The organism is Paenibacillus vini (assembly GCF_018403325.1).
In the GTDB taxonomy this organism is placed as follows: Bacteria; Bacillota; Bacilli; order Paenibacillales; family Paenibacillaceae; genus Fontibacillus; species Fontibacillus vini.
In genome coordinates, this window is record NZ_BOSL01000019.1 from 13,914 (window position 1) to 38,035 (window position 24,122).

Consider the following 24,122-nt stretch of genomic DNA (forward strand, 5'->3'; position numbering starts at 1 on the left):
TGAGTGTTACAACGCAATTTCGTTGGAATTTTTCCAATGAAGGGAACTCCGCGACAAACTTTATATATAAAAGAACGGGAGGAAGAAACATGTCTTCATTCGTGATATACCCGGCGATCGACATCCGGGGAGGGAAATGTGTACGGCTTGTCCAGGGGGACTATGCCCGTGAGACGGTATACAATGAGAATCCGGTGGAAGTCGCCCGCTCTTGGGAAGCGCAAGGGGGAAGCTTCATCCATCTGGTCGATTTGGACGGAGCCAAAGCCGGGCATCCGGTGAATGATGCGCTCATCGGCGAGATAGCCCGCAGCGTGCAGGTGCCGGTTCAGGTCGGCGGCGGCCTGCGGACGCTGGCCGATGTAGAACGGCTGCTTGGCCTCGGCGTCAGCCGGGTCATCATCGGCACCGCGGCGATTGAAGACCGCGCTTTTACCGAGGCTGTGCTCGGCACCTACGGCGACAAGGTCGCCATCGGCATTGATGCGCGTAACGGATACGTGGCGACGCGCGGCTGGCTGGAGACCTCCGAGGTCCAAGCGGAAGTGTTGGCCAAAGAGCTTGCCTCCAAAGGGGCGGAGACGTTTATTTTCACCGATATCTCCCGGGACGGGATGATGCAAGGGCCGAACGTGGAGGCCATTCGTTCGCTCGCTCAGGCTTCGGGACGCAAGGTGATTGCATCCGGCGGAGTAACCGTGCAGGACGATCTTCTGAAACTGGCCGCTTACGCCGATCAAGGTATCGGCGGGGCCATTGTCGGCAAGGCGCTTTACACCGGCAATATTGACCTAGCGGCGGCGCTCGAAGCCATTTCATCGGCAGTGAAATAGAGAAGGGGAGTTGAGAGGACGATGCTGGCAAAACGAATCATTCCATGCCTGGACGTGAAGGACGGCAGGGTTGTGAAAGGCGTCAATTTCGTTAATCTCCGCGATGCCGGAGACCCGGTTGAATTGGCCGCGCTGTATGATCGTGAAGGGGCGGACGAGATTGTATTCCTCGATATTTCGGCTTCGAATGAAGGCCGGGCTACGATGATCGAAGTCGTCCGGCAGACTGCCGGAGAAATTGCGATTCCCTTCACGGTCGGAGGCGGGATCTCGCAAGTCGACGATATGAAACGCATTTTGCGGGCCGGGGCCGACAAAATCGGCATCAACACGGCGGCCGTCCTGAACCCTCAGCTGATCTCCGACGGAGCGCGCCGTTTTGGCTCCCAATGCATCGTTGTGGCGGTGGATGCCAAGTTCAATCCGGCGTGGGGGGAATGGGAAGTCTATACGCATGGCGGTCGCAAGGCATCCGGAATTAAAGCTCTGGATTGGGTCAAAGAAGCCGAGTCGCGGGGTGCGGGCGAGATTTTGCTGACGAGCATGGATGCCGATGGCACCAAGGACGGATTCGATCTGCCGCTTACGAGTGCGGTAAGCCGCTCGATAGGGATTCCGGTCATCGCTTCCGGAGGCGCTGGCAAGGCGGATGATTTTTATGAAGTATTCACGGAAGGACAGGCGGACGCTGCGCTGGCGGCGACGATTTTTCATTATAAAGAAATAGCAGTACCGGATTTAAAGAAGGACCTGAAGTCCAGAGGGGTGGAAATACGATGACACAAAACCAATCGCTGCAGCTTTCCCTGCCGCTGGAGGCGCTTGTGCAGGAGATCAAATGGGATGCGCACGGACTGGTTCCGGCCATCGTTCAGGATGCGTCCAGCAAAGAAGTGCTAATGCTCGCCTACATGAACCGGGACTCTTTAGGCAAATCGGTGGAAACCGGCCAAACCTGGTTCTGGAGCCGTTCCCGTTCCGAATTGTGGAATAAGGGCGCGACATCGGGCAACACCCAGCAAATTCGTGCGCTCCGCTATGATTGCGATGGGGATACGCTGCTTGTGGAAGTGGACCGTCAAGGACCGGCCTGCCATACCGGAGAGGATACGTGTTTCTTCCGTACGGCGGCCGTTGGGGCAGGCGACGCAGTACCCGGAGCATCTACCGGTTGGACTGAATTCGTTCCCGAAAATCAGGTTGTGCAAAGCACGGATCTTGGCAGCCGATTTGCGGTCCTGGACGAATTGGAGCGTCTGATCGCCGAACGTTACGCAGAACGCCCGGAAGGCGCGTATACCACGTATTTGTTCGATAAAGGTATCGATAAAATTTTGAAAAAAGTAGGCGAGGAGACCGCCGAATCCATCATCGCCGCCAAGAATGGGGATAACGACGAGCTGCGATACGAGGTTAGCGACTTGATCTATCATCTGTTGGTGCTGCTGCGCGAGCGCAACTTGCCGCTCGATGACATCATGCGCGAACTGGAGCGGCGTCATGAACGGCCGCGCCGCGACTAAGGCGGGGTGATCCAGGATGCTGATCGATTATCATACCCATCACGCCCGTTGCGGGCATGCCGTTGGTTCGTTGGAACAGTACGTACAGCGCGGTATTGAGATCTGTTTGACCCAAATCGGGCTGTCCGATCATATGCCGCTGCTGCATGTCGATCCGGCAACCTATTATCCGGAAATGGCCATGCCGATGGAAGAATTGCCGCGTTATGTGGAAGAGGCGTTTGCCCTCAAGGAAAAGTACCGCGGTCAGATCGACGTCCGGGTAGGCTTAGAGGGAGATTACATCGAAGGCTGGGAAGAGCAGATCAGTTCCATTATCCGGGAGTATCCTTGGGATTATGTGATCGGATCGGTTCATTTCCTCGGGGAATGGGATATTTCGGACTTCCGGCAAGTGCATAACTGGGAGGGCCAGGATGTGTTTGCCGTATATGAGCGGTACTATGATGCGGTAGCCAAAGCGGCACGGACCGGGTTGTACGACATCATGGGCCACCTCGATGTGATTAAGCGCTTCGGAAACCGGCCGGACCCGGCGAGAGAAGAGGAAACCATCGAATTGGAGCGGCAAGCGCTGAGCGCGGTCAAAGCGGCCGGCGTAGCGATGGAGCTGAACGCTTCCGGGCTGTCCAAGCCTGTGGCGGAAATGTTCCCGAGCCGCCGGATTCTGGAGACTGCCGTACAGATGGGCATTCCGCTTACGGTTGGTTCGGACGCGCATGATCCGCTCAAGTTGAGCGAGCATCTGGACAAGGCGCGGGCGTTGTTGTACGAGCTCGGTGTGCGCGAATTGGCCACGTTCGAGGGACGGCGGAGAACGATGATTCCGCTTCTTTTAACGAAATAAAGGTTACTGAGTAAATCTTAAGACGGTCTTGGGACCGTCTTTTTTGTTTTGGTCGCCTTACATTCAATTTCCATCTGATTCGACAATCCTCTACCTTTCCTTTTGCTGGTGGAAATTCCTCTTGAATGTGCAATTTTCCGTAAGTATTTCCCGTGGGAGGACAGCTTTCACTATGGTATACTGTGAGATGGAGAATAAGACTTGAGAGTAAGAAAAGGGAGGTGCCTTGTTTGAAAGAGAAAAGGGAACCCGAAGAGAAACGGGGAAACGTACTGCCGATCTCTATGGATGCGGGCTTTTTCTTTGAGCGGGCTGTCTCTTCATTGGACCGTTACCACTACGACAAGGCATTAAAATATTTTCGCAAAGCGGTGGAGTATGAACCGAACAATCCGGTAAACCATTGCAATATGGCGGGGATTTTGTCGGAAATGGGGGACTACGAGGCGTCTAACGCCGCGTTATCCGTCGTTCTGAAGGAGATCGACCCGAATATGACGGAATGTTATTTCTATATGGCAAATAACTATGCGAACATGGATAATTTCGAGGCTGCCGAAGAGGCGCTTGTAACGTATTTGGAAGAGGATGCTAACGGCCAGTTCCTGACGGAGGCGGAGGAAATGATGGACCTGCTCCAATACGAGCTGGATCGTCCGACGAAGCTGAAGAGCATCAAATCAATGGAAGGCGTAGTCGAGCACGACCGGGCCCGTGAATTGCTGGAAGAAGGCAAGTTTACGCAAGCCGTGGCGATCCTGGAAGAAATCGTGGAGAAGCGCCCGGATTTCCATGCGGCCCACAACAATTTGGCGCTTGGCTATTACTATCTTGGCCTGTTCGACAAAGCCATGGATACGATCGGAGAGGTACTGAAGAAAGAGCCGGGCAATCTGCATGGGCTGTGCAATTTGGCTATATTTTATCAGCATGCGGGCAATAGCGCTGCACTGCTGGAGCTTTCGGGCCGGTTGCGCAAAATCATTCCTTTCCACCAGGAGCATGTGTTTAAGTTAGCGACAACGATGGGGATTCTGGGCGAGCATGAAGCGGCCTTCGGACATTTTAGCCGGCTGCTTCGAAATGGAGAGATGGACCAGGACCCTTCGTTGTATCATTATGCCGCGGTAGCGGCCTATCATACGCAGCGTATGAGCGCTGCCAAGACATTGTGGCGCAAGGTTAAGAGGCTGGATCCTGGCAGCGGAGTAGCGGACTTTTATTTGCAGGGCCTGGAAGAACGGGAGACGACCGGGGCTCAAATTTCCCGCTCTATGACGGTTAGCTATCATTATCATCTTCCATTTGAAGAGCAGTTCAAGCATTGGGAAACGTCCCAAGACAATCTGGCTTCCGAAATTAGCGGGAATCCGTTGGTACGCTCGTCCTTTTTCTGGGCGCTGCGCCACGGGGACGCAAAGACGAAGCTGCAGGTCATCCAGGCATTCGGCCTGATTGCCGACCTGGAAGTGGAGGAAGCGCTGAAGGCTTTTCTGCTGGAACCTGAAGAAGATCAGTATTTAAAAGATATCGCCTTGTTCGTCCTTCGTAACCTGGGCGTTAATCACCCGTTGCCCGTCTGCTTCGGCGAAAAAACCACGCTGGTAGATCCCAGCCGGGTCGCATCTGGTTTACCGGTCTGGAAGACCGAGTGGCAGGCGGTCGTCGATTTGGCGTTGAAGCAGATGAAGCGGAGCTTTGACCTTCAGCAGCAGCATGATCTTGAAACCTTATGGGCGGAATTTCTCACCCTATTATATCCGGAGACTCCCGAAATTACGCATATCGAAGGATGGGCCGCCGCGCTGGAATATTTGACGGCCAAAATCCACCATCGTCCTGTCACTTACGAAGCTGTGGCGGAGCGCTATGGGATTTCGGCATCCACGGCCCGCCGGTATACCCGACGGATCGATGAAGTATGCGGAGTGAAGGAGAAGATGGAAACCATCTTTCCTTCCGTCCAATAGCTGTACAAAAACGGGTAAAGCAAGTCCAACTTGGGTAAAACTTAGTATAAGTAGATATTCAAAAAGTCGACTTTTCAGCACCGAGAAGGTTGGATGAAGGAGGGACTGAGGAGCGGAGCGTAGGCAAAACCTACGTGAGTACCGGAAGGCCCTTCTGAATTCAAGACTCGACGCCGGGTATGCAACCTGGGCTACTTCTTGATCAAAAGGTGACTTATTGAACAACCTCTATAAGAATGAGTTTCAATAAGTCAGGCTTTAGAGGCCTGGCTTTTGAATATCTTTTATGTTGAGAATTACATATTTCAAGGAGGAGGCGCCATGTATAAATCAATTGTAATCGGAACCGGTCCCGCAGGTTTGACGGCGGCCATTTATCTGGCCCGCGCGAATTTGAACCCGCTTGTCATTGAAGGAGTTCAGCCGGGCGGGCAGTTGACGACGACGACCGAAGTGGAGAACTTTCCGGGATTTCCCGAGGGCATTCAGGGACCTGAGCTAATGGACAATATGCGTAAACAAGCCGAACGTTTTGGTGCCGAGTTCCGAAGCGGTTGGGTGGAAGAAGTGAATTTGACCGGTCGTCCGTTCAAAGTGAAGGTAGAGGGCGGAGAAGAACTGGAAGCGGAGAGCATCATTTTGTCGACCGGAGCTTCGGCGAGATATCTCGGTATTCCGGGCGAGCAGGAAAACGTCGGTCGCGGGGTCAGTACTTGCGCGACTTGCGACGGATTCTTCTTCCGCGGCAAAAAGATTGTCGTGGTCGGCGGCGGTGACTCCGCTATGGAAGAGGCTAACTTCCTGACACGTTTCGGTTCCAGCGTGACGTTAGTGCACCGGCGGGACGAACTCCGGGCCTCCAAGATTATGCAGGACCGGGTCAAGAGCAACGAGAAAGTGAGATGGGCGCTGAACCGGACTCCGCTATCGGTTGAAACGGATGAGACCGGCATAGTGAAAGGCTTGAAGGTACGAAATAATGAAACCAATCAGGAAGAACTCGTGGAGGCTGACGGCGTCTTTGTGGCGATCGGGCATACACCGAACACGAAGTTTTTGGGTAACGCGATTACTACCGACGATCATGGCTACATTGTCGTGAAGCCGGGTACGACGGAGACGAATATCCCGGGCGTATTCGCCTGCGGAGATGTACAGGATACGCGCTACCGTCAGGCAATCACCGCTGCCGGGTCGGGCTGCATGGCCGCGATGGACTGCGAGAAATACCTCGAAGGCAGCATGGTACATGACTGGAGCGAGACTTTGAACCCGTAAGATAGCATAAATGAGAAGCCTTTCCCTAATCCGCCCGGCCTGACCGGGCCGGACTATGGGAAAGGCTTTTTGAGATGCCGGAGTAGACTATCTGTAAGCTAGAAGTGTAAATTTTGGTATCAACGGCTGATCAGTCGTATATCCTATGTATATACACTTTGGGAGGAGTGAGTTATAATTGGCTCATCAGAAAGGAAAGGATGCGACAGTGATGACTACGGCAACGCTCAGCAAGTGGGGAAATAGTACAGCTATTCGTATTCCGAATCAATTACTGAAACGGCTCAATCTGGAAGAGGGAACTGAAGTTGAGATTATTGTGACACCAGAAAATGACTTGTTACTTCGTCCTGTCGATAAACCGCAAGAATCGAATGAGGAGCTACGAGCTCATTTGCAGAGGCTGCTTTCAAAGATTAAGCCGGATGCTCGTCATGAGGAGATCGATCTCGGTGTTGAAGGGGATGAGTTAATTTGACCCATCCGCGGCGCGGAGATTTGGTGTGGCTCGATTTTGATCCGCAAGCGGGTCATGAACAAGCTGGTCGGAGACCGGCAATTGTGTTGTCCGAGGCCGACTTTAATGAATTGACCGGTTTTGCAGTCGTTTGTCCGATTACGAGTCAGATTAAAGACTATCCATTCGAGGTTGTTTTGCCGGAGGGACTTCCGTTTTCCGGGGTTGTTCTTACGGATCAATTCAAAAGTTTGGACGTGAGAAAGCGGCGAATCCATATCGCAGGACATATTAGTCCGGAGTCGGAATTTATGAGAGCCGTCCTTCGCAATGCGCGATCTATTTTGGCATAAGCAAAGCGCCGTTTAACCTTGGTAGCAGGGTTAATCGGCGCTTATTTATTTTGACAGCATCTCAAATCCAGCCCTTCTCTTCAGCAAGACGGACGGCTTCGATCCGGCTCTTCACCTCGAGTTTGTTTAAAATCTCGGAAATATAATTGCGAACCGTCCCGTAGGACAAATGCAGGCTTGAGGCGATTTCGCCGGCGCTATTTCCATCTGCTGCAAGCCTTAGGATATCCTGTTCCCTCGCGGTAAGGGGATTTTCCTCCCGCATGCTGCCGAAAACCAACTCGGGCGATACTTCCAGGTGTCCGGCCATGACACGTCGAATCGCTTCGGCCAGCTCATCGCTGGACTCGTCCTTGAGCAGGTAGCCTTGAATGCCTGCCTTGGCGGCTCTTTCAAAGTATCCCGGTCTGGCGAAGGTAGTCAAAATAATCACTTTGCACGGAGACCCTTGCGCCTTCAGTTTGTCTGCGACATCGAGCCCGCTAAGCCGGGGCATTTCGATATCCATCAGGCAGACATCGGGCTGGAGCCGCTCAATCAGGTCAAGCGCTTCAACCCCGTCCGCCGCTTGTCCTATGACTTCGAGATCATCTTCGAGATCCAGCAGAGAGGCGAGCGCGCCTCGCAGGAGGCGTTGATCTTCCGCGATGACAATGCGAATCACGCCGATACACCTTCTTTCTGTTCTTTAACGATTAAGGGGACGGTTACCAGAAGCCGCAAACCGTTTTTCTCCCCGGAAGATAAAGACAAGGAACCATCAATTAGGGAAAGACGTTCGGCCATTCCTTTGAGCCCGTTACCGGGATCAACCTTGGCGGCAGCGGCAATCGTGTCTCCCGTTTCGAGTACGTTTCCGTTGTCCTCCACCGACACTTTAACGACCGCATCGGTTGTGCTGATCGTGATGAAGCAGCGGCTTGCCTCGCTGTGCTTTACGATATTGGTGACAGCCTCTTTGATGCAAAGGCTGAGGATGTTTTGCGTCAGGTCAGATACACTTTCCAAAGCAGCATCCCCTTCAATGTCCAGAGAAATGTCGGCGGCCCGGAGGATTTCCCCGGCTTCCGCCAGACCTTCCGCCACACTTACGGCCCTCATATCGGAGACGAGCTCCCGCACTTGGCGAAGCGCGGCCCGGGAGGTCCGCTGGATCTCCCCGGCTTCCGTTTGGGCACGCTCCGGATCTTTGAGTACCAGCTTTTCTACGAGCTGGCTTTTTAAAGTGATCAAGGACAGGGTGTGCCCCAAGGTGTCATGCAAATCCCTGGCGATGCGCATGCGCTCTTCCCGTTTCACCAACTCTTTGATCTGCTGATTCGCCAGATCCAGCTCCTTTTCGAGGTTCTGTCTGCGGACCATAGAGCGGATCCCGAAAGGGGACGCCAGCATAATGGCAAAGAAGGGCAGTGTAAAGACGAAATCATTTAGAGATATACTTGCTACTGCTAGCGATAGGGGCACAAGCTCGACCAAAGCAAAGGCGATCATGGCGATATTGAATTTGCGGTGATCGGTATACCACCCGATAAAATTAGCCGTGAAAAAACCCATGTACAGGTTAAACGGATTGTAGAACATGCACATTACGACGATGATCGCCATTTGCAGCGCGAGCCATAAGGAAAAGGCTTTTCCCGTTACCATGTAGAGTTGACGGTATGTTACGACGAACAAGGCGATCAATGCGTAGCCGAGGATCAGCTTCAGGCCGGTCTCGTTACGGATATTAAATATGGGCAGAGCAATATAGATCAGCCACATGAAAGGAAATAATCCGTATTTTCTCGGAAACAGCGTGAACTTTTTCCCGGTTGACATTTTGGGCTACACCACTTCCTGTTTTTTTCTGATATACGTGGATAGTATCATAAACAGAATGAGATAGCCCAGCAAAATCACAACATTACTCCAATGCGGCGCATTCCCGCGAATAATTTCCCATGCTCCGTTGCCAAAATTGTAGGAAGGCAGCCATTTTCCGATGTTTTGCATGAGCTTCGGGAGGACTTCCATCGGCATCCACATGCCGCCGATAACAGCGAGAGCCATGTAAATGGCGTTGCTGACTCCACTGGCCGTGTCGACCCGTTTCATGGTGCCGACCAGCGTACCGATGGCCAGAAATGGCAAGGAGCCGATCAGAATCCACAATGCACTGTAGATCCAAATAGAGATAGGCAGCGATACGTTGTTGATCAGAACACCCGCCACAAAAATGAAGATGATTGAGAGAAGATGCATTACCGTTTGGCTGAACATTTTTCCAAAGAAATAGATGGGGCCAGGCAAAGGCGTCACCCGCATGAAAGTCGTCCAGCCCTGTGTCCGTTCCTGTACCAGACGAATGCCGAGGGTCATTATGGCAGAGCCCATTACACTGAAGGTGGTCATCGACATGAGATAATGTGCGGCCCATTCCGCCTGATTGTCCGCCCCGGTATTGACGACCCGGGTAAAGATGAAGTAGAACACGATCGGCATCAACAGAGACCAGAATACATAGTAGGGATTTCGGATTACCCGCAACAGCTCGGCTTTGCATTGTTTTAACAGCATGGACGTTTTCATAGTTATACGGCCTCCTCTTGATTTACGGTCAGTTGTTCAAAAGCCTCATCCAATCGCCCTTGGTCGATCCGGATATCCCGAACCTCGAGCTTTTCCGCAAAAATGGACTCCAGCGCCAGGTCGGTATCGTCCGTATTCACGTAGATCCGTCCATCCCTGTCATAGTGATCGGTTAGCAGCGGCAAGGCTTTGAGCCGTTGGCGGAATCCCGGTCCATCTTGGCGGGGCATGAAGGAGACCGAGCGTTTCACGATCCGGGACTTGATCTCATCCGGCGTTCCGTCTGCTACCAGGGCACCTTTATGAAAAAGAAGAATCCGATCGGCGGTATCGTCAGCTTCCTGCAAATAATGGGTCGTGAAAATAATTGTTTTACCCTGTCCGGCCAGCTTCCGGACACTGTCCCAGAATCGGCGGCGGGCGGTAATATCCAGTCCGACCGTCGGCTCATCGAAGAAGAGCAGGTCGGGATTGCCCGCCATGGCGAGAGCGAAGCCGAGACTGCGCTTTTGTCCGCCGGACAGCTTTTCCGCGTATCGCTTGAGGTCGCTGTCCTGAAGCCCGGTCAGGGTTATCAGAGATTCCATATCCATCGGGTTCGGATAGTAACTGCGGATGAGGTCCAGTACCTCTCTGACCTTCAGCCGGTCCATAATGCTGACTTCCTGAAGCATCGCCCCGGTCTTGTCACGGACGGATTGGTCCTTGGGGGCTTTGCCGAACACTTTGATCTCACCTTCCGTTGGCTCAAGTAACCCGAGGATCATCGATAACGCGGTAGTTTTGCCCGCCCCGTTGGGTCCCAGAATTGCCGTAACCGAGCCTTTTTCAATTCGAAAAGAAAGGTCGTTGACCGCTTTTTTATCCTTAAACATTTTGCTGACATGCTTCATTTCTATAATGGCTTCCATAAGTTCGCCTCCGTTATTACTGATCTTATCCATAGAATACCGGAGGGATGGAACCGTCGTTAGTAAGGAGTGTCATGAAATGAGGGTGACAACTGTCATGAAATGAAGCGGGAGGAACGAAAAAAGCCGCTGCATAGGCAGCGGCGGGGCGCATTAAGCGGGCGTCAGGCCCGATGTGAGCTAGAATATTTTTATCAAAAGAACGATTGTTATACCAAATAGAGTAAGAAAAGTTCCAATCCATAGAAAAACCGCCCGGGTAGCGAGCGCCCCCTTAGCTTTATAGATGCTTTGGGATGCTCCTTCCGGACGGTTTGTTTGTTTGGCAGGCGTTAAATTTCCTTGCGTCGGAAATGGATCAGTCCGACTGCGAAGAACAGGAGGAAGCTGCCGACGACGGTAATCATCAAGCTTTCGAGCGGAAGGTTAAACGCGCCGAAGTTCTCCTCCCTGGTTGGCATCATGGCAAGAACGGGCTGGGCCCACGGATAGAATGGGCCGATTTTTGCCGAATTGACGATCAGTATGTTGGGGATCGTCAGCGAGACATTCAGGGCGAGCGGAGCGGCAAAGCTCGCCCAGCTCAGGGACACGCCGAGCTGCAGCGCAACAAGCGGTAGGCAGGAAACCCAACCGCCCAGCAGGCTGGAGGCGATTGCGGCCCATGGGATCGGGGCCGTGAAGCCCTGGATCCAGCCGGCGGCAAGGATGCCGGCCAGGAACAGCAGCTGGCAAATGGCCAGCAGGCCAGCCACGACGGTGAACTTGGCCAGATAAACGGATGTTCGCGAGACCGGCAGGACAAGCAGTTGCTTCCAGCCGCCGCCGGTATGCTCGTACCGGCATAGGAAGGCCGGGAACAGGCCGGACATAATCGGCAGGAAGAACAAGGCATGAAGCGTGGCCATGGCGCCGAGCATGACGGTCCAAGGGTTCGCATCGCTATACGACGTTTCGGTCAGCGCGCCGATCAACGTAGACAACAGGGGACTGGCCAGCAGAAGCAGCCAGATGCGCGACTTCGACATTTTCAATCTTTCCGAAGACAAAACACGGAAAAAGGAGCCCATTTATTCCACATCCTTTCGGTTGAAGTGGATCATACCCATCACCATGATAACGGCGCCGCAGATGATGCCTGCGCCGACGAACCAACTGGTATGAGGGCCGCTGTAACTGAAGGTCGGCCAATTGAGCGGGAACCATTCCGGAAGCTGCAGGGCAAACGGAGATATGATGGCTGCCGCTACCCCAAATGTCACCGGCAGAGCCTGGTTTCGGAAGGTTAGCGACAGCCACAACTGAAGCGCGAGCAAAGGCAGCGCGCCCAGGTAAGGGAAGAAGCCCATCCGCAGGATGTCGCTCAGCGGAATATCAGTACCGAAACCAAGCGCCAGGCCCAGCACGATCGTAAAGATCGGCAGCAATATACAGGACGCCGTAAGCAGCAGAAAACAAAGCGTAAACTTGCCGCTGAACACGGCGGTTCTGGAAATAGGCAACGCCAGAAGTTGTTTCCAGGAACTCATTTGATGTTCCACATTAGCCACCAAAGAGCTGACCAAGGTTACGCCCAGGTAAATCGCAATGGGAACGAAAATGACGACATTGTCGATCAGGCCGCCCCAGAGGTCCTCCGCGTACTGCTTTTTCAGGTAATCAAGCCGCAGCCCGAAATTGAGCGCCTGCATGGCGACAAGACCGATTGGGGCCAGAAAAATAAGGAACCAGATTCCTTTCCCGCGGATTTTGAGGAAGTCGGCCGACAAAGAACGTAGCATCATGACCGGACTCCCTCCCCGATAACTTCCATAAAAATATCTTCAAGCGACTTTTTATTCTGTTCCACCCGGTAAATGTCATGGCCGTTCTCGACCAGACGCTTGACGAGTTGGGCCACCTGCGGATCTTTCATGCCCGGGAATACCAGCGTGCCCTCCTTCAAGATACCGGCAGCACCCAGGTCGCGTGCCAGCCAAAGCGCGGAATCGGGCTCGGAGACGACCAGCTCCATGTCATGCGAGGCTTGAAGCCGCAGATTCTGGATCGTATCCTGGAAAACCATTTGCCCTTCCCGGATGATACCTACCCGGTTGGCCATTTGCTCGACTTCGCCCAGCAGATGGCTGGAGACAAGCACGGTAATGCCGTACTGGGCCGGCATGCTCTTGATCAGCTCGCGGATCTCATGAATTCCGGCGGGATCAAGACCATTGGTCGGCTCGTCGAGAATGAGTAAATCCGGGCTGCCAAGCAGGGAGGCGGCAATGCCAAGCCGCTGCTTCATCCCGAGGGAGTAGCCTTTAACCGCCCGGCGGGACTCACTCGTCAGCGAGACGATCTCCAACACCTCGTCGATGCGCGACTTCGGCGCGCCCAGGATGCGGCGGATCGCTTCCAGGTTGTCTACGGCGTTCAGATGGCCGTAATAGGACGGGTACTCAACGAGCGACCCGATCCGGCGGAGTATTGCGAGTTTATCCTTGCGCAGCTCGCGGCCGAAGATGCGGATAGAGCCTTCAGTGGGCTGGATCAGACCGAGCAGCATGCGGATTGTTGTCGTTTTGCCGGCTCCGTTCGGGCCGAGGAATCCGTAGATATCCCCTTTGGCTATTTCCAGATTCAAATGGTCCACCGCTGGCCGTCCACGGTATTTTTTAGTTAAATCCTTCGTTTGAATAATCATTTCATGATTCACGTAATATCACCTCGGTAATGATCATATCGTCCGAAGTTTAAAGGTGAAGGGGGGCCAAGTTTAAATTTTGTTTAAATCTTTGGTTGGACCCCCACCAACCCAGCATTTAACGAATCGTATCGCGCTTATTTGCAAAAAAATGACCTCAAATCAGATCTAACGAACTCCAGCAGCGCTATTGAGTAAATTTAGGCATAGAAAGTAGCAGTTTGCTCGGAATAAGGTTACTTGGATTCGTTAGAATCTCAAAACGTGGTATTTAGCCCAAATAAGGTTTGATGAGTTCGTTAGGCGCAGAGGGACCAGAAACAGGAAGTTCACAGGCGGATGGCAAAATGGTTGCCTAAAGAAACTCCAGCGGTTATTGAGTACATTCAGCGAAAAGGTCAACCCAGTAACCCATACGTACGGTAACGTAGCTGGCCTCCGGCGACGAACAGAAGACGGAGATCGACTAGTTTATGAAGAATTCTCCTTGCATGCTGAGGGGTTATTCTGAGGTGGGTCGCTAGCTCTGATGGTGTAAACGGGCGAAACTGCCGTCTAGCGTAACGAAGTGTCTCCGCTTCGAGCCAGGTCAAGGAAGAAGGTATATCCGTGCTGATAAACTTTCCGATAAAAGCGAGCACCAGCTGTTGGCAGCGTTTGGGTTCGTCGGTGATGGAAGGATAGGCTACCGGGAGAAAAATCCAATCGTCCAATGCCATTAAACAGTGCCGCCAACATAAGTCTTTAAAGCGTCGTACATCGAGATCTCTTGCATGAGGTCCGTAACCTTGAATCTCGATGCCTCCCTTTGCTGCGCCACCCGGCAGGTAGGCTAGATCCACGTAACGGTAGCCGTTGTTTGCATCTCGTACTTCCCATTCCGGATATAGGTGATCGAAGTTTTTTACGGCAGGGAACCAAACCGAACGCAAGAATTCAATTGTGCCATGGCCGAGACCCTTTTCCAATATTTCGCGTCTTCTAATGTTTTGTTCCTCCTCAATAGCTGCTTGAATCCATTCCTTATAAGCTTGTTCGAACCTCAACATCGTTAATAACACCATCCTCTCATTCATTGGGTATTGGGGTAGAAAAGCAAAAAGCCGCCCTGACAACTTCGCCTCCCCATCGGGGAGGGAAATATGCCAAAGCGGCGTGTGCTTCACGACCGAACAATGAATATTTACAGTATAACCTATATGGACGATAACTCAATTTTACTGAAGGGGATAAATGTACACCCTCGTTCCTCCTTCAGGATAAGACACCGTCTCCCGCACCAGCTCCATTTCCCGCAGCAGCAGATCGACGATTTGCAGGCCGAGCCCGGCACCCTTGGCAGGGGAAAGGGAGCCAAGTCCTGGGCCGCGATCGGCGATGACCAGCGCCGTTTTCCGGTGGCGCTGTTCGATCGAGATGCCGACATAACCGCCGGATCCCGCATGACGGACCAGATTCTGGAACAGGTTATCCAGTACGCGGCGGAAACCCTGCTCATCTATGTGCCAAATCAAGGGATCCTCCGGCAGATCGATATCGGCCTCGATTCCCGCTTTTTCCCACAGCGGGTACCAAGCGGCGGCGCTCACCCGCACGACGCGAAGCATGTCCCGATCCTCCAGATTCATAGCATAGCGTCCGCTGGCGAGCAGATTGTAGGATAGGAGATGATCGATGAGACCGCTCAGGTCATTAATCTTGGTCTCCATCAGCGCCAAGGCTTGTTGACCCTGATCCGACAATGGCTCTTTACGGAAGGAATAGAGCTGGCCCCCAAGCACGGTCAGCGGCGTCCGCAAGTCATGAGACAAATTACTGATCAGGCTTTTGCGGAGCTCCTCCTCTTCATGTTCCCGGCGTCGGCTGTCATCGAGCTCATCAACCATATGGTTAAAGGCCTGCTCCAGGCGTCCGATTTCATCGGGCCGGCCCAACGGGACGCGGACGGGCAATCCGTTCGGTCCGGTACGGGTCATGCCGGATTCCAACCGAAGCAGGCGTTTGCGGATGTCGCGAAAGAATAAATACGAGATCAGAATAAAGAAGGAGAACATCAAGAAGATAAAGAATCCGTAAAACCGATAATCCCCTTCCCGGCCTCCGGTCAACGGTTTCATATTTTTGCGCGGGAGCTCAAACACCATAAAGCCTTGGCCAGCGGCCTGACTTTTGCCGCCAATAAAAGCGACGACGGTAAAAGGATCGGAATCCACGGCATGCTTCATATAGGCAACTGCATCTTCCGGCGTCCATTTGGACGGCAAACCGCTTTGTTCCGGCAATTGCAGGCGGGTCAGTCCCTCCGCATCCACCCAAAACATAGAGGCATCAGGATAATCCTGCTTTAAAGCCCGAAGTCTTTCGTTAATTTCCTCGGGGGTTTTGCCGCTTAGAGATGAGGCTGCATTATGCCAAGCATTCTCCAATTGTAGTCCCGATCCGTAGGAACGGACGACCTCCGTTTTGTCTGGAACAGACGCGGGAAAGAAAGCCCGGTTGACGCCCCATGACGCCAAAAAGCTCACCGGGATCAGAATGGGTATAAATACAAGCGCGAAGCCGATGATGCCCAAATAGCGGGACAACAGCGAGTTGCGGAACTTCTTGAAAGGCTGGCCGCTGTGTCTTCTCATGCCCGTACCCGGTAACCGATCCCGCGGATCGTCTCGATGATTTCGGGCGCGGCGGGGTCACGCTCCAGCTTTTCGCGCATATGGCGGATATGCACCATTAAAGTTTTATCCCCGTCCAGATAGGGCTCACCCCAAACCGCCTCATAGATCTGTTCCTTCGTCATAATTTGACCTAAATGCCGCAGCAGGTATTGAAAAATGTGAAATTGCTTTCCCGTCAGCATAATTTCTTCGCCGGTTTCACGGTTCTTGATGATATTCTCCTTCTCATAGACGAGCAGGTGGCGAAGCTCCAGAGGTTCGGCTGAAGGAGGACCGCTGCGGCGGAGCAGTACTTCCGCCCTGGCAGCCAATTCATCGGGATGAAAAGGCTTGGTCAGGTAATCGTCGGCAAATTGCAATCCTTGCAGCTTGTCGTCGATAGAGGTTCGGGCGGACAGCATCAAGATCGGGAGTCCCGGATATTGCTTTTTGAGCCGCTGTCCGACGGTGAATCCGTCCAGTCCGGGCAGCATGACATCGAGAATGGCCAAGTTGCACGAGGCTGCCTCCTCGATCGCCCGCTCTCCGCTGGTGAGCCAGGTGACGCTATAGCCGCGCTCTTTTAAATCTCTGCTGACCCATTCCCCGATTTCGGGATCATCTTCAATATATAGAATGTTTTTGCCTGGTATCATAACTGGGATCCTTCCTTTCTGGCTTTTCGACTCTATTGTTGCAAATTGGTGAGGAAAAATAAACTGCCAAGAACAACATAATAAATTTGTGATTCTGATCACAAGTTCAAATTGCCCGCCATGTTACTTTTTTTATATGAGAATGGTTATCAATTGAATTTTACTTATTGGTGTGCAAATAGATTGAGATGGAAGAACGAAGGGAGATCCGTGCAATGAGCGAACTCATCAATAACCGGGAGCATGGGGTGCCGGAACAGTCGCGCCGTCAGGCTCTGCTGAAGGAAATCATCAAGGAGCTGCACCAGGGGAAGAGCGTGGAGGAAGTCAAAGCGCGTTTTGAAGAAGCGGTAGGCGATGTCACGGTATCTGAGATTTCCGCTATGGAGCATGCGCTGATGGAAGAGGAAGGCATTCCGGTTGAGGAAGTGCAACGGTTGTGTTCCGTGCATACGGCGATTTTTAAAGGATCGATTGAGGATATTCACCGTTCTTCCAAGCCGGAGGAGCAGCCCGGACATCCCGTGCATACCTTCAAACTGGAGAATCGCGAAATTGAGCGTTTGGTTAATTTTAAGCTGGAACTGCATCTGGATAAAATCCGGAAAGAAGACTCCGAGGACATCATATTAAAGCTGCTGGAGGATTTGAACCTGCTGATGGATCTCGACAAGCATTACAGCCGCAAGGAAAATTTGCTCTTCCCTTATCTGGAGAAGTACGGGATCTACGGGCCGACCAAAGTTATGTGGGGCGTCGATGATGGCATTCGCATGATGATCAAGGAGGTCAAGGGCAAGCTGGCCGCTTATGATGGGGACAAGGAGACGCTGTCCATTGATCTTGAGCGGATTATCCAGGAAGTGAATGCCATGATCTTTAAAGAGGAGAACATCCTGCTTCCGATGGCGCTTGAGAAATTAACGGAGGACGAGTGGGTGCGAATCGCCCGGGAATCCGACCAGATCGGCTTTTGCCTGACGGCTCCCGAGCAGGAATGGGTTCCTGAACGCGTACCGCTTCCCGGCCTGGCGGCCGTAGAAGAGGAGGGGAAAGGCGAAACGCCACCGCAGGGCTTCGTGAAATTCCAAACCGGCATTTTGTCGGTGGAGCAGCTTGAAGCGGTCATGAATCACCTGCCCGTCGATTTGACCTTTATCGATGAGAATGATGTGGTCCGGTATTTCTCGCACGGCAAGGAGCGCATATTTGCGCGGACTAAAGCGGTAATCGGCCGTACGGTTCAGAACTGTCACCCGCCCCAAAGCGTACACGTCGTAGAAGAACTGTTGGCGGAATTTAAATCGGGCAAAAAGGATGCCGAGGATTTCTGGATTCCGGTCAAGGATAAATTTGTGTACATCCGTTACTTCGCGGTCCGCAGTGAGGACGGGCGTTATCTCGGAACTCTGGAATTCACGCAAAATATCGCACCGATCCGCGCCTTGGAAGGGCAAAAGCGGATATTGTCTTAACATAATGGATAGCCCCGATTTCCTTGGGTAGGAGTCGGGGTTGTTTTTATATCGGCATGGGCGTACTGCTCTCGCATATCGTTTCCATTCCACAGTAAGGACAGGCCGCCTATACCCTTGCCGGAAGGACCTGGCCGGACACTGAACTTATGGGGCTGTGATCGTTGTCATATTGCCCGGAAGCCTTGTCTTTACTGGATTCTCGGTCTCCCTGCGTCTCTTGACCGAACGGGAGGGTTCGCTTATAGTTGGTACGTAGGAATATTCTTTTTTAAGGTTGTCCAAAAAGTCATTTTTCCACGACGAAGTAGATCAGGATGAGGATTCGACGTCGAATCCTGAATTCAGCCGGGCCTTCCGTTGCTCACGTACCTCATGAGCAAATGCTTACGAAGTCGTTTTCTACGAAAACGTTTAGCTCTGCTACTCAGTCCCTATCTTCATCCAACCTAAAGCGTTTTGTAAAAACGCACTTCGGAAGGATAAGCTTCGGTCCTGAAAACCTGACTTTTTGAACTCGAACTTTTATCATTTACTATTTAAGAGAAAAAGGTGGCTTGTACAATGTCTGAAAAAATCTACATTGGTGTTGACCTGGGCGGGACGGCGATTAAAGTCGGCATCTGTAATGAGGAAGGTCAGCTTCTTCATACTTACGAAGGGCCCACCGAAACGGAGAAAGGCGCGGAGACGATCATTAATAACATTGAGCGTTACGTTCGCCTGATTGTGGAACAATCCCCTTTTGAGTGGGAGCAAGTGGCAGGTGTAGGTGCCGGGGTGGCCGGCTTTACTAACGTTCGCGAAGGCATTATTATTTTTGCGCCGAATGTAGGTTTGAAGGATCTTCACATCCGTGAAATCTTGGAAGAACGTTTGGGCAAGCCGATCAAAATAGACAACGACGCCAACGTGGCAGCACTCGGCGAGGCTTGGGGCGGCGCAGGCAAAGGCGTCGAAAATTGCGTATGCTATACCCTGGGCACCGGGGTCGGCGGCGGTATTATCATTGACGGCAAAATTTATCAAGGCTTCTCCGGCCTGGCTGGGGAACTTGGACATATGGCTGTCGTTCCCGATCTGGAAGCGATTCAATGCGGCTGCGGCCAAATGGGTTGCCTGGAGACGGTTTCTTCGGCTACCGGAATCATTCGGATGGCTAAGGATGCCGTTGCCCGCGGCGAACGTACGTCTCTTGCCCTTGTGGACAACATCATGGCGAAGGATGTATTCGACGCGGCTAAAGCCGGCGACGAAACGGCTGTACGCATCGTAAACCGTGCTGCATTCTATCTTGGGAAATCGCTGGCCGCAGTAGCTGTCGTGCTGAACCCTGAACTGTTCATTATCGGCGGCGGCGTTTCTAAAGCCGGTGATATTCTGTTTGATGAAGTACGCAGTGTGTTTGCGAAGCATACTCCTGAACCGGTTCAAAAAGGATTGCAAATCGTTCCCGCTTCTTTGGGCAACGATGCCGGAATGGTTGGGGCCGCCGGTTTGTTCCTTCGTTCTTAATTAGCAGTAATCAGGAATCCATGCAAGAGATATAGAGGAATAGGAGACTTTGCGAGGAGGGAAAAGGATGCCGGAAAAAGATATTTCTTCTGTTGCCAATCTGATCATTATCACAGGCATGTCTGGAGCCGGAAAGTCGTTGGCCGTAAGAAGCTTGGAGGATCTCGGATTTTTCTGCGTTGACAATTTGCCCCCGGTACTTATCCCTAAGTTTGCCGAACTCATCGAGCAATCGAAGGGTAAGATCGCCAAAGTGGCGCTAGTCATTGACCTGCGCGGCCGGGAGTTCTTTACGGCGCTGTCGGAATCGCTCGGGTATATCAAGGACCATTTTACGATCAAAAGCGAAATCCTGTTCCTGGACGCAACCGATGCCGTGCTTGTACAGCGGTATAAGGAAAGCCGCCGTCGCCATCCGCTGGCGCCGGAAGGAATGCCGCTCGACGGAATCCGGCTGGAACGCAAGATGCTCGAGGAACTGAAGTTGTCGGCAACTCAAGTGATCGATACCAGCAACATGAAGCCGGGGCAGCTTAAAGAAAAGATCATTTCCCGGTTCTCCCACTTGGAGAGCAGCAATTTATCTGTTAATATTACTTCTTTCGGGTTCAAGTACGGCATACCGATCGACGCCGACCTGGTGTTTGACGTCCGTTTCCTGCCGAACCCGCATTATATAGAGCAGCTTCGTCCACACACGGGACAAGACAGTGAAGTATATGATTATGTTATGAAGTGGCCGGAAACCCAGGTATTCCTGACCAAATTGCTAGACATGCTGCACTTCCTGCTGCCTCAGTATCATAAAGAGGGAAAAAGCCAGGTCATTATCGGGATCGGCTGTACCGGCGGCAAACACCGTTCGGTTGCGATCGCGGAATATTTGGGCCGGATGCTCGGGACCAGCGAAACGGAGAGTATTCGCGTGAGTCACCGGGACGAGGGCCGGGACCGGCATTAGAGGCCGCTCAGAAAGTCAAGAGGTGAGTCAGAAGTGATAGATCGGGCCAAGGAAGGAAGAGTGCCGCGAATCGTGGTGATGGGCGGGGGAACCGGCTTATCCGTCATGCTTCGCGGATTGAAGGAAAAGCCGCTCGATATCACGGCCATTGTTACGGTAGCCGACGATGGAGGCAGCTCCGGAATTCTCCGGAGCGAGCTGCAAATGCCGCCTCCAGGGGATATCCGCAACGTATTGACCGCGCTGGCGGACGTGGAGCCGCTGTTGTCGGATATGTTAAGCTATCGCTTTGCTTCCGGATCAGGTTTGGCCGGCCATAGCTTGGGCAACCTGATTCTAGCTGCGATTACTGACATTTCCGGCGACTTCGTCACCGCCGTCCGTGAGCTCAGCCGCGTGTTTGCCGTACGCGGGCGCGTATTGCCGGCCGCAGGCCAGGCCGTCGTGCTGCATGCGGAGATGGAAGACGGATCGATTATTACGGGCGAATCCAAGATTCCGGAAGCCGGCGGCAAAATTAAGCGGATTTTTCTCGAGCCGGAAGAGGTCGAACCTTTACCGGAAGCTGTCGAGGCTATCCGGGAAGCCGATGCGATTCTGATCGGACCGGGAAGCCTGTACACGAGCATCATTCCGAATTTGCTGGTGCCCAAGCTGGCCGAGGCGGTTCTGGAAAATGAGAGCGCGATTAAAATATTCGTCTGCAATGTGATGACCCAGCCGGGCGAAACCGACGATTACACGGTGAGCGACCATTTGCAAGCCGTGTATGAGCATGTGGGTCACCACTTGTTTGATTACGTCATTGTCAACGATGGCGAAATCCCGACCCAGGTCCAGGATTTCTACGCCGAGAAAGGCGCCAAGCCCGTTCAGGTCGATTGGGATGTTGTGACAGGCCGGGGCTATAAAGTCATCGCGGATACGCTTGTCCTGTTCCGCCGCTATTTGCGGCATGATGCGGACAAATTGAGCCACCATATTTATCAGCTGGTGCAAAACTGGATTTTACGAAAGAGGTGAGTCCCTTGTCGTTTGCGGCGCAAACCAAAAAAGAATTGACCATGGTCGAAGCCGATGCCTGCTGTGAACAGGCGGAGTTGTCCGCGCTGATTCGAATGAACGGTTCGGTTCAGGTTTCGAACAAAAAGGTCATTTTGGATATCTCAACGGAAAACGCCGCGATAGCAAGGCGGATTTATTCTTTGTTGAAGAAGCATTTCCAGATCCATACGGAACTTCTTGTACGTAAGAAAATGCGTCTCAAGAAGAACAATGTTTACATCGTACGGATCCCTGGCCGGGTTCAGGAAGTCCTGAAAGAACTTCATATTGTTTCGGAAGGATTTATTTTCACGCCCGGGATTAATCCGGAGCTTACCCGGAAAAACTGTTGTAAGCGGGCGTACCTGCGGGGAGCTTTTCTTGCTGGAGGCTCGGTCAACAATCCCGAAGGGTCTTCGTACCACCTGGAGATTTCCTCCATGTACGAAGAGCACTGCCAATCGCTGGTCGATCTGGCCAATGAGTTTCATCTGAATGCGCGCTGCATTGAACGGAAAAAAGGCTTTATTTTTTATATCAAGGAAGGCGAAAAAATCATCGAGCTGTTGAATATCATCGGTGCGCATCAGGCTTTGTTCAAATTCGAGGACGTGCGGATCATGCGAGATATGCGTAATTCCGTCAACCGGATCGTCAATTGCGAGACGGCGAACTTGAACAAGACGATCGGCGCGGCGGTACGGCAAATCGACAACATCAAGCTGCTGCAGAAGGAAATGGGCCTGGAAAACCTGCCCGATAAATTGCGGGAGGTTGCCGAGGTGCGTCTGGCGCATCCGGATATGAACCTGAAGGAAGTCGGCGAGTTGTTAAAAGGGACGGTGAGCAAATCCGGTGTCAACCACCGGCTGCGCAAAATTGACGAGCTGGCGGAAAAAATTCGGGGGAGCTAAAGTTGTTTTGCTAGTGTGACGCAGGCTGTGTATGATATAATGATATAAATTATAAATGTTCACATTGTTGAACACGTGATCGAAATTGTAATAGGGGGTAAGGTTTGATGATCAAAAACCCGGTAACCGTTCGTCTGAAAACGGGTCTTCACGCCCGGCCGGCGGCGCTTTTCGTTCAGGAAGCGAATAAATACTCGTCCGAAATTTTCGTTGAGAAAGACGATAAAAAAGTGAATGCCAAGAGTATCATGGGTATAATGAGCCTTGCCATCAGCACCGGCACCGAAATCTACATCAGCGCGGAAGGTGCAGACGCCGAGCAGGCTGCAAACGCTTTGATCAATCTGGTTAGCAAAGAGGAATTGGAGAACCAGTAAGATTACTCCAATTCACTTTTGTTATCCAACAAAAGAAGGGGATGACTCCGTTCATGCGAGCGGTTTCATCCCCTTTTGGTTTTTCAGGATTAAGCGATCGGTCATAACAGGAGTAAGATAATTTAATTTGATTATGGTATGTCCTGCAACATTTGATTCTGTATTGCGTTTAGTAGTTAAATTCACCAATAAATGGAGGGTCATGACATGAAAACCTGGATAAAGCCGGTAGGCGCAGTGTTAATAGCAGGAACTTTGCTGGTAGGAGGGACTTTTTTGAGTGGATCGATCAATTCCAACCATCCGGTCTATGCCGACAATGAGTTGCAGAAGAATATTATTAGCGTCGTAGGGAGCGGGGAAATTTCAGCCAAGCCGGATGTCGCTTATCTGTCGCTGGGCGTGGAAACACAGGCCGATACGGCAAAAGAAGCGCAAGCTGCAAATGCGGCAAAGATCGCTAAAATCAATACATTGCTGAAGGATACCTGGAAGATTGACGCGAAGGACATTCAAACCGGTCAATTTTATGTACAGCCTAACTATACCTACACCGAAAAAGAAGGACAAAAGGTAAAAGGATACACCGCGCAGCATACGTTGAACGTGACTTATCGCGATTTGGCAAAAGTCGGTCAACTGCTGGACGGCGTTTCGCAAGCCGGAGCCAACCGCATCGACAATATCCGGTTTAGCACCGAGAATCCGGATCAATACCAGGAGCAAGTAATCGAGAAGGCGATGAACAATGCCAAGTTGAAAGCGGGAGCGATTGCCAAATCCGCCGGCCGCAGTCTTGGGGTAGTAGTAAGCGTAACGCAATCGGGCGGAGGAGAAACTCCGGTCTATATGCAAAATGAAGCTCTTCAGATGAAGACCATGGATTCAGCCGCGAGCACAGCTATTGAGCCGGGCGAAGTGACTTTGAAGACAACGCTCAGCGTCATTTTTGAAATGAAATAAGAAACGAATCGAAGCCGGGCTCAAGGCAGTTGTAACTGTCATGAGACTTGGCTTCTTTTTTGTACTGTTTTTTAGGGATATGTATGCACATATTATATCCGAGCCGTATGGTCTCACTATTTCACAATTTTGTT

26 protein-coding genes are annotated in these 24,122 nt (G+C 52.2%); 15 read left to right on the top strand and 11 right to left on the bottom strand.

Translation table 11 applies throughout. The features are described 5' to 3' along the window. Positions 1 to 89 precede the first annotated feature (89 nt). The 8 genes from hisA (at position 90) to KJS57_RS22275 (ending at position 7,261) form a co-directional block, all read left to right on the top strand. Positions 90 to 833, top strand: coding sequence for a 1-(5-phosphoribosyl)-5-[(5-phosphoribosylamino)methylideneamino]imidazole-4-carboxamide isomerase (hisA, locus tag KJS57_RS22240; protein ID WP_213656394.1), 744 nt, complete (start codon positions 90 to 92; stop codon positions 831 to 833). A 21-nt stretch (positions 834 to 854) separates the two neighbouring features. Next, the gene (gene hisF / locus KJS57_RS22245) at positions 855 to 1,613 is read left to right on the top strand and encodes an imidazole glycerol phosphate synthase subunit HisF (RefSeq protein WP_211025109.1); all 759 of its coding nucleotides are present in this window, start codon (positions 855 to 857) and stop codon (positions 1,611 to 1,613) included. Further along, positions 1,610 to 2,356: a bifunctional phosphoribosyl-AMP cyclohydrolase/phosphoribosyl-ATP diphosphatase HisIE gene (gene hisIE / locus KJS57_RS22250; protein ID WP_213656395.1), complete on the top strand. Its 747-nt coding sequence runs from the start codon at positions 1,610 to 1,612 to the stop codon at positions 2,354 to 2,356. Before hisF ends, hisIE begins: the two co-directional genes overlap by 4 nt. A 16-nt stretch (positions 2,357 to 2,372) precedes the next feature. Continuing rightward, positions 2,373 to 3,203 carry a histidinol-phosphatase HisJ gene (gene hisJ / locus KJS57_RS22255; RefSeq protein ID WP_213656396.1) on the top strand — a complete coding sequence of 277 codons (831 nt, stop codon included), beginning with the start codon at positions 2,373 to 2,375 and terminating at the stop codon, positions 3,201 to 3,203. Between the two features lie 284 nt (positions 3,204 to 3,487). Continuing rightward, on the top strand, positions 3,488 to 5,173 hold the full coding sequence (locus tag KJS57_RS22260; protein WP_213656436.1) for a tetratricopeptide repeat protein: 1,686 nt from the start codon (positions 3,488 to 3,490) through the stop codon (positions 5,171 to 5,173). A 321-nt stretch (positions 5,174 to 5,494) separates the two neighbouring features. Further along, on the top strand, positions 5,495 to 6,451 hold the full coding sequence (trxB, locus tag KJS57_RS22265) for a thioredoxin-disulfide reductase (protein WP_213656397.1): 957 nt from the start codon (positions 5,495 to 5,497) through the stop codon (positions 6,449 to 6,451). A gap of 178 nt (positions 6,452 to 6,629) precedes the next feature. Further along, entirely contained in the window at positions 6,630 to 6,929 is a 300-nt protein-coding gene (locus tag KJS57_RS22270) for an AbrB/MazE/SpoVT family DNA-binding domain-containing protein (RefSeq protein ID WP_213656398.1), read from the top strand. Then, entirely contained in the window at positions 6,926 to 7,261 is a 336-nt protein-coding gene (locus KJS57_RS22275) for a type II toxin-antitoxin system PemK/MazF family toxin (protein ID WP_213656399.1), read from the top strand. The genes KJS57_RS22270 and KJS57_RS22275 overlap by 4 nt, the downstream gene beginning before the upstream one ends. Positions 7,262 to 7,322: 61 nt before the next feature. Here the strand turns inward: KJS57_RS22275 and KJS57_RS22280 are convergent, their stop codons facing one another. The 11 genes from KJS57_RS22280 to KJS57_RS22330 all read right to left on the bottom strand — a co-directional run bounded on the left by KJS57_RS22280 (position 7,323) and on the right by KJS57_RS22330 (position 16,739). Continuing rightward, positions 7,323 to 7,925 (bottom strand): response regulator transcription factor, encoded by a 603-nt coding sequence (locus tag KJS57_RS22280; protein ID WP_213656401.1) that lies wholly within the window; start codon positions 7,923 to 7,925, stop codon positions 7,323 to 7,325. Then, positions 7,922 to 9,082 (bottom strand): sensor histidine kinase, encoded by a 1,161-nt coding sequence (locus KJS57_RS22285; RefSeq protein ID WP_213656402.1) that lies wholly within the window; start codon positions 9,080 to 9,082, stop codon positions 7,922 to 7,924. Before KJS57_RS22285 ends, KJS57_RS22280 begins: the two co-directional genes overlap by 4 nt. A 6-nt stretch (positions 9,083 to 9,088) precedes the next feature. After that, positions 9,089 to 9,832, bottom strand: a complete 744-nt coding sequence (locus KJS57_RS22290; RefSeq protein WP_211025121.1) for an ABC transporter permease — start codon at positions 9,830 to 9,832, stop codon at positions 9,089 to 9,091. Positions 9,833 to 9,834: 2 nt separating this feature from the next. Further along, complete coding sequence (locus KJS57_RS22295; RefSeq protein ID WP_213656403.1) at positions 9,835 to 10,743, bottom strand: ABC transporter ATP-binding protein; 909 nt, start codon at positions 10,741 to 10,743, stop codon at positions 9,835 to 9,837. 25 nt (positions 10,744 to 10,768) lie between these two features. Continuing rightward, positions 10,769 to 10,987: a hypothetical protein gene (locus KJS57_RS22300; protein ID WP_213656404.1), complete on the bottom strand. Its 219-nt coding sequence runs from the start codon at positions 10,985 to 10,987 to the stop codon at positions 10,769 to 10,771. Positions 10,988 to 11,075: 88 nt separating this feature from the next. Further along, positions 11,076 to 11,813 (bottom strand): ABC transporter permease, encoded by a 738-nt coding sequence (locus KJS57_RS22305; RefSeq protein WP_213656405.1) that lies wholly within the window; start codon positions 11,811 to 11,813, stop codon positions 11,076 to 11,078. Further along, positions 11,814 to 12,527: an ABC transporter permease gene (locus KJS57_RS22310; protein WP_213656406.1), complete on the bottom strand. Its 714-nt coding sequence runs from the start codon at positions 12,525 to 12,527 to the stop codon at positions 11,814 to 11,816. Further along, positions 12,524 to 13,429, bottom strand: a complete 906-nt coding sequence (locus tag KJS57_RS22315; protein ID WP_213656437.1) for an ABC transporter ATP-binding protein — start codon at positions 13,427 to 13,429, stop codon at positions 12,524 to 12,526. The genes KJS57_RS22310 and KJS57_RS22315 overlap by 4 nt, the downstream gene beginning before the upstream one ends. Before the next feature lie 398 nt (positions 13,430 to 13,827). Continuing rightward, on the bottom strand, positions 13,828 to 14,478 hold the full coding sequence (locus tag KJS57_RS22320; RefSeq protein ID WP_213656407.1) for a transcriptional regulator: 651 nt from the start codon (positions 14,476 to 14,478) through the stop codon (positions 13,828 to 13,830). A 168-nt stretch (positions 14,479 to 14,646) separates the two neighbouring features. After that, a complete protein-coding gene (locus KJS57_RS22325; RefSeq protein ID WP_213656408.1) occupies positions 14,647 to 16,062 on the bottom strand; it encodes a sensor histidine kinase in 1,416 nt (471 codons plus the stop codon). Continuing rightward, positions 16,059 to 16,739: a response regulator transcription factor gene (locus KJS57_RS22330; RefSeq protein WP_213656409.1), complete on the bottom strand. Its 681-nt coding sequence runs from the start codon at positions 16,737 to 16,739 to the stop codon at positions 16,059 to 16,061. The genes KJS57_RS22325 and KJS57_RS22330 overlap by 4 nt, the downstream gene beginning before the upstream one ends. A 215-nt stretch (positions 16,740 to 16,954) precedes the next feature. On the opposite strand from KJS57_RS22330, the gene KJS57_RS22335 reads away from it, so the two are divergent. The 7 genes from KJS57_RS22335 to KJS57_RS22365 all read left to right on the top strand — a co-directional run bounded on the left by KJS57_RS22335 (position 16,955) and on the right by KJS57_RS22365 (position 23,988). Next, positions 16,955 to 18,214: a DUF438 domain-containing protein gene (locus KJS57_RS22335; RefSeq protein ID WP_213656410.1), complete on the top strand. Its 1,260-nt coding sequence runs from the start codon at positions 16,955 to 16,957 to the stop codon at positions 18,212 to 18,214. A gap of 564 nt (positions 18,215 to 18,778) precedes the next feature. Then, positions 18,779 to 19,729 carry an ROK family glucokinase gene (locus KJS57_RS22340; RefSeq protein WP_211025133.1) on the top strand — a complete coding sequence of 317 codons (951 nt, stop codon included), beginning with the start codon at positions 18,779 to 18,781 and terminating at the stop codon, positions 19,727 to 19,729. 67 nt (positions 19,730 to 19,796) lie between these two features. Continuing rightward, positions 19,797 to 20,690, top strand: a complete 894-nt coding sequence (rapZ, locus tag KJS57_RS22345; RefSeq protein WP_213656411.1) for an RNase adapter RapZ — start codon at positions 19,797 to 19,799, stop codon at positions 20,688 to 20,690. Positions 20,691 to 20,768: 78 nt separating this feature from the next. Beyond that, positions 20,769 to 21,713: a gluconeogenesis morphogenetic factor MgfK gene (gene mgfK / locus KJS57_RS22350; RefSeq protein WP_211025222.1), complete on the top strand. Its 945-nt coding sequence runs from the start codon at positions 20,769 to 20,771 to the stop codon at positions 21,711 to 21,713. A 5-nt stretch (positions 21,714 to 21,718) separates the two neighbouring features. Then, complete coding sequence (whiA, locus tag KJS57_RS22355; protein ID WP_211025137.1) at positions 21,719 to 22,648, top strand: DNA-binding protein WhiA; 930 nt, start codon at positions 21,719 to 21,721, stop codon at positions 22,646 to 22,648. A 107-nt stretch (positions 22,649 to 22,755) separates the two neighbouring features. Further along, entirely contained in the window at positions 22,756 to 23,025 is a 270-nt protein-coding gene (locus KJS57_RS22360) for an HPr family phosphocarrier protein (protein ID WP_114497387.1), read from the top strand. A 207-nt stretch (positions 23,026 to 23,232) separates the two neighbouring features. Continuing rightward, the gene (locus KJS57_RS22365; protein WP_213656412.1) at positions 23,233 to 23,988 is read left to right on the top strand and encodes an SIMPL domain-containing protein; all 756 of its coding nucleotides are present in this window, start codon (positions 23,233 to 23,235) and stop codon (positions 23,986 to 23,988) included. Positions 23,989 to 24,122: the final 134 nt, after the last annotated feature.

What these genes read in the sequence shown, in the direction of transcription:
- hisA (WP_213656394.1), top strand. Translation starts at nt 90, where the DNA reads ATGTCTTCATTCGTGATATACCCGGCGATCGACATCCGGGGAGGGAAA.
- hisF (WP_211025109.1), top strand. Translation starts at nt 855, where the DNA reads ATGCTGGCAAAACGAATCATTCCATGCCTGGACGTGAAGGACGGCAGG.
- hisIE (WP_213656395.1), top strand. Translation starts at nt 1,610, where the DNA reads ATGACACAAAACCAATCGCTGCAGCTTTCCCTGCCGCTGGAGGCGCTT.
- hisJ (WP_213656396.1), top strand. Translation starts at nt 2,373, where the DNA reads ATGCTGATCGATTATCATACCCATCACGCCCGTTGCGGGCATGCCGTT.
- KJS57_RS22260 (WP_213656436.1), top strand. Translation starts at nt 3,488, where the DNA reads ATGGATGCGGGCTTTTTCTTTGAGCGGGCTGTCTCTTCATTGGACCGT.
- trxB (WP_213656397.1), top strand. Translation starts at nt 5,495, where the DNA reads ATGTATAAATCAATTGTAATCGGAACCGGTCCCGCAGGTTTGACGGCG.
- KJS57_RS22285 (WP_213656402.1), bottom strand. Translation starts at nt 9,082, where the DNA reads ATGTCAACCGGGAAAAAGTTCACGCTGTTTCCGAGAAAATACGGATTA.
- KJS57_RS22290 (WP_211025121.1), bottom strand. Translation starts at nt 9,832, where the DNA reads ATGAAAACGTCCATGCTGTTAAAACAATGCAAAGCCGAGCTGTTGCGG.
- KJS57_RS22295 (WP_213656403.1), bottom strand. Translation starts at nt 10,743, where the DNA reads ATGGAAGCCATTATAGAAATGAAGCATGTCAGCAAAATGTTTAAGGAT.
- KJS57_RS22300 (WP_213656404.1), bottom strand. Translation starts at nt 10,987, where the DNA reads ATGGATTGGAACTTTTCTTACTCTATTTGGTATAACAATCGTTCTTTT.
- KJS57_RS22305 (WP_213656405.1), bottom strand. Translation starts at nt 11,813, where the DNA reads ATGGGCTCCTTTTTCCGTGTTTTGTCTTCGGAAAGATTGAAAATGTCG.
- KJS57_RS22310 (WP_213656406.1), bottom strand. Translation starts at nt 12,527, where the DNA reads ATGATGCTACGTTCTTTGTCGGCCGACTTCCTCAAAATCCGCGGGAAA.
- KJS57_RS22315 (WP_213656437.1), bottom strand. Translation starts at nt 13,429, where the DNA reads ATGATTATTCAAACGAAGGATTTAACTAAAAAATACCGTGGACGGCCA.
- KJS57_RS22320 (WP_213656407.1), bottom strand. Translation starts at nt 14,478, where the DNA reads ATGTTGAGGTTCGAACAAGCTTATAAGGAATGGATTCAAGCAGCTATT.
- KJS57_RS22325 (WP_213656408.1), bottom strand. Translation starts at nt 16,062, where the DNA reads ATGAGAAGACACAGCGGCCAGCCTTTCAAGAAGTTCCGCAACTCGCTG.
- KJS57_RS22330 (WP_213656409.1), bottom strand. Translation starts at nt 16,739, where the DNA reads ATGATACCAGGCAAAAACATTCTATATATTGAAGATGATCCCGAAATC.
- KJS57_RS22335 (WP_213656410.1), top strand. Translation starts at nt 16,955, where the DNA reads ATGAGCGAACTCATCAATAACCGGGAGCATGGGGTGCCGGAACAGTCG.
- KJS57_RS22340 (WP_211025133.1), top strand. Translation starts at nt 18,779, where the DNA reads ATGTCTGAAAAAATCTACATTGGTGTTGACCTGGGCGGGACGGCGATT.
- rapZ (WP_213656411.1), top strand. Translation starts at nt 19,797, where the DNA reads ATGCCGGAAAAAGATATTTCTTCTGTTGCCAATCTGATCATTATCACA.
- mgfK (WP_211025222.1), top strand. Translation starts at nt 20,769, where the DNA reads ATGGGCGGGGGAACCGGCTTATCCGTCATGCTTCGCGGATTGAAGGAA.
- KJS57_RS22360 (WP_114497387.1), top strand. Translation starts at nt 22,756, where the DNA reads ATGATCAAAAACCCGGTAACCGTTCGTCTGAAAACGGGTCTTCACGCC.
- KJS57_RS22365 (WP_213656412.1), top strand. Translation starts at nt 23,233, where the DNA reads ATGAAAACCTGGATAAAGCCGGTAGGCGCAGTGTTAATAGCAGGAACT.